Origin of the sequence: Acidocella sp. (assembly GCF_035535915.1) — a bacterium.
Classification (GTDB): domain Bacteria; phylum Pseudomonadota; class Alphaproteobacteria; order Acetobacterales; family Acetobacteraceae; genus Acidocella.
Map to the genome: position 1 here is coordinate 1 of NZ_DATLPB010000103.1, position 3,622 is coordinate 3,622.

Consider the following 3,622-nt stretch of genomic DNA (forward strand, 5'->3'; position numbering starts at 1 on the left):
CATCCGCTAACAGGACGCGCGCGGATTAATTTGACGTTCAGGCAGGCGCTTTAAGGTAAGGCCCCCGTCTCCAATTCTCAGCAGATATTGCGCAGATCCGTTTCATAAAGTTAATATATATCGCTGACATGATTACTTAACTAACCCATAGAACCGTGCGCAGCCCACGTTGAGTTCCGACTTCAGACGCCTGGCCCGCTGGAGGGACACATGCCGGACCATTTCTATCGTTTTCGCCCGACCTCTGCCCTTCTTGACGGCTACCATGAGCTTGAAAATCAGGAGATATATTTCCCTACACTCAACGAGTTGAACGACCCACTCGAAGGATTCAAGGATGTCGTCTGGCGCGGGGATCGGATCGTCTGGCGAAATCTGTTCAGGCACTACCTGCTTTGTCTAACGAGGACTGTGTCATTGGTGGCGTTTCTGGGCAAGGAATTTACTCCTAAGAACGCGGGCAATCTTGTCTACGAGACTGATATCGATCTTCCGGTAGCGCCAATTCGAGAAATCTATGGTCGGGCCTGCAATGCATTCTTCAATCACGAAGCAGCCGACCCATTGCTCAACAACTTGTCAGAGACCCGAAAAGCCGTCAGGCGAGATGAACTGACATATTACCTTCGCCTAATTCATTTTTCGATCCTCACGACTGTCGTCGAGTTTTTTGAAGACAATGGACTCAAGCTGATGAAGTCGACAAGCGGCATGGCGGAACTCTCCGCCGAGGTAATGGCGACAGTGCCAGAAATCCTGCGGCTGCACTCCTTGGCCGACGACGATGCCAAGGTGCTCTTCTTCATAACTGAGAACATTACCCAGCAGCTTGCTCTCATCCACGAACTCAATAACCCCGTTCCCGAGGATCGACGGTCTTGGCTCTTCATCGCCCATGATTTTCCGACCTATTACGTAACTGCGCTCGAGCGCTTGCTGTACCCCGAGTGGCACGCCGCATGTTTTGTGACCGATCCAACCAACGCGGCGATGTGGGGTCACTACGGCGATGGCCATCAGGGCATGTGCCTAAAATTTAGAGGAAAACCGAACAACACCGGTGGGGCCGGCCTCGACCTTTACAAGGCAACGTCATGGGGTGGAAACAATCACGTGGGCTACAGCTATGTGGCTCACCCCTTTGAACCCATCAGATACACTTCAGAATTTCCGGAAATCGATTTTTTTGAGTCGCTCGGCCGCCTTCCTAAACCAAAGCTCAAAAATTTCTGGTACGCAGGTCAAAACGGTGAGCTTAGTGACGTCGCGACGACGCTGTTCAGCGACGAAGCGAAATGGCGCGAAGAGTATTGGCGGAAATTTTTTTCAATCTATCGCACCAAGTTACCGCAGTGGTCATACGAAAACGAACACCGCATTATCCTGTCTTCCAGTCTTGAAAATCTGGAGAGCAAGGAGGTCCGAAAACTCAAATACCGATTTGAGGACTTGGCCGGCATCGTTTTTGGTCTAAAAACCTCGACGGAAAGCAAGATTGCAGCAATGCGTATCATCGAACGAAAATGCGTGGAATCACGCCGAACCGACTTTGAATTCTGGCAGGCGCACTACTCTCACCGTACCCGGCAGATCGAGCTCGCCCGTCTCGGGCTCATAAAGATCGACCCCGGCGTTGTGGCCGCTACTACATAGTACTGGAAATTTATGGGGTCTGGGGCCTTTCGGCCCCAGCGGGTCCAGGGCAGAGCCCTGGCCTTCCTTACGCTTTGGCTGCTGCGTGATGCAATGAATATACCCCCCGCCGAGCGGGATTTCGCGTGGCGTTGCGAAGGCGGCACTGATGGTGCCAGCCGATGCCGCTGTGACCTACGCGGATGCGGCGACACGGTTGCTGCGGCGGCCAAGCGCCACCACGCAGGCAAACGCCGCGCCAACGCCAATGGCGGCGAAGAGGCTGACCGCGGGATAGCCGAACCGATCCGCGACCACACCGCCGGCGATGGCGCCGGCCGCGGAAGCGATGGCAGCCACGGCGTTGAACAGGCCCATCGCCGCGCCCTCGCCAAACGGCGCCAACTCGGCCGCCAGGTCGTTAGAGGCGACGCTCAATAGCGGCCAGATCCCCTGATAGAGGCCGAACAGGATGAACACCGGCACGATTGCCCCCGGCAGATGCAGGAAGCCGACCGCTCCCAGCCCCGCCAAGCCGACCACACGGCCGGCAATGCCGAGGCCCAGCACGGCGGTTGGACCGCGGCGCCCGATCAGCCGTCCGGCCACGTTATAGAGCGGGATGCTGAGCGCCGTGGCGATTGACATCAGCAGTGCGGATTGCGCCACGGAGACGGAAAAGCTTTTTTGCATCAGCACCGGATAGAGCGAGCTGAAGGAGGATACCGCCAAGGAGAACAGGAACCAGCTGAGCAGGAACATGCCAAATCGGGAGCTGACGGCGCCGCGCAACGCCGTCAGGTCGCTCAGGCGCAGGCGGTGCAGATGTGCGACCACCGAGGCGGCGTTCGGCCCTCCCCGATGCATCAAATGCATCCACTCCGCCGGGCGTAGATGCGGCCGCGCAACGTGGAATCGGCTGCTCGGCACCGGCAAGCCGCGGTTACCGAGGATGAGCGCCGGGATTACCAGCAAAGCAGCAAGCAGCGTGCCGAAATGCGGCGCCAGCAGTCCCGCCACTGCCATGCCCAGCACGGAGCCGAGCGCGTTGAATGTCTGCATCCAGCTGATCCGCTGCCCCCATTCCGCCTTGGGCGCAAATTCGACGACGAACAGGCTGGCAACGGTGTTGGAAGCGCCGGTGCCAAAGCCGATGAGGAAGGCGCAGCCGGTCCAGGCGTCCAGGCCGCGCAGGCTGGACAAGCCGGCAAAGCCGAGCGCTATCAGGATAAAGCCGAGGAAAAACACCATGCGATAGGCGCGTGTCCGGTCGGCGACCGCGCCCCAGAAAGGCGCGAAGAGCGCGCCGATGTTTTGCGCGGCGATGGTGCAGCCGATTCCCGTGGCACTGCCGCCGCCGGCGGTGATGACCAGCGGGATGGAGATGACCGCGAGGCCCGAGGCCAGCGCGCCAAGAATGGCATAGGCGCCGTACCAGGGCTCGATCCAGCGATGGATATTGCCGCGCGTTGCGATCACTTCGTGTTCCACCAACGGCGCGTCAGCCAGAGCGCTGTCAGGTAGAGTGGCTTCCTGCTTATTCTCGCTCATCAGGTCCTCCTCTCTTGCCGACGCGGTTTGATGCACGCGGCGCACACATTGTGTGTCACGTAGGGAAGGACTGCTGGCCCACCAGCGGAATCCGCTCCACCCAACCCATTGTTCATTCACGTGTTAGCCGGGCGCGGTCCGCGTTTGCCTAGTGCTCGAGCAGATCGAGCCGGAAATGCCGGTGGCAGCGATGTCGGAGCCGTGGGAGCGCAGAGGCAGCGCGCCGTCCCGCTCTGGCCGAGAGGCCGGTTACCGCGTTAGGGTGCTCCCCAATAGGCCACCGAGCCTCTGGGGGAACGCAATGACCGGAAGACCGCCTCTGCTGGCGCTCGATTGGGGCACGTCCTCGGTCCGAGCGTATCTCCTGGGGACCGACGGAGCGATCATGGACACGCGCGCCGAACCTTGGGGCATCATGCACACGCCTGGGGGAGATTTC

Annotated in this window: 3 protein-coding genes; 2 read left to right on the top strand and 1 reads right to left on the bottom strand. The window is 59.3% G+C overall.

Going from position 1 to position 3,622, the window contains the following annotated elements:
* Positions 1-210: 210 nt before the first annotated feature.
* A complete protein-coding gene (locus VNC39_RS13365) occupies positions 211-1,653 on the top strand; it encodes a DUF2971 domain-containing protein (RefSeq protein ID WP_325400014.1) in 1,443 nt (480 codons plus the stop codon).
* Positions 1,654-1,827: 174 nt separating this feature from the next.
* On the opposite strand, the gene VNC39_RS13370 is transcribed toward VNC39_RS13365, so the two are convergent.
* The gene (locus tag VNC39_RS13370; RefSeq protein WP_325400016.1) at positions 1,828-3,183 is read right to left on the bottom strand and encodes an MFS transporter; all 1,356 of its coding nucleotides are present in this window, start codon (positions 3,181-3,183) and stop codon (positions 1,828-1,830) included.
* 301 nt (positions 3,184-3,484) lie between these two features.
* Here VNC39_RS13370 and VNC39_RS13375 point away from each other — a divergent pair.
* Positions 3,485-3,622 (top strand): 2-dehydro-3-deoxygalactonokinase (locus VNC39_RS13375; RefSeq protein WP_325400018.1); only part of this gene is annotated, 138 nt, incomplete at its 3' end.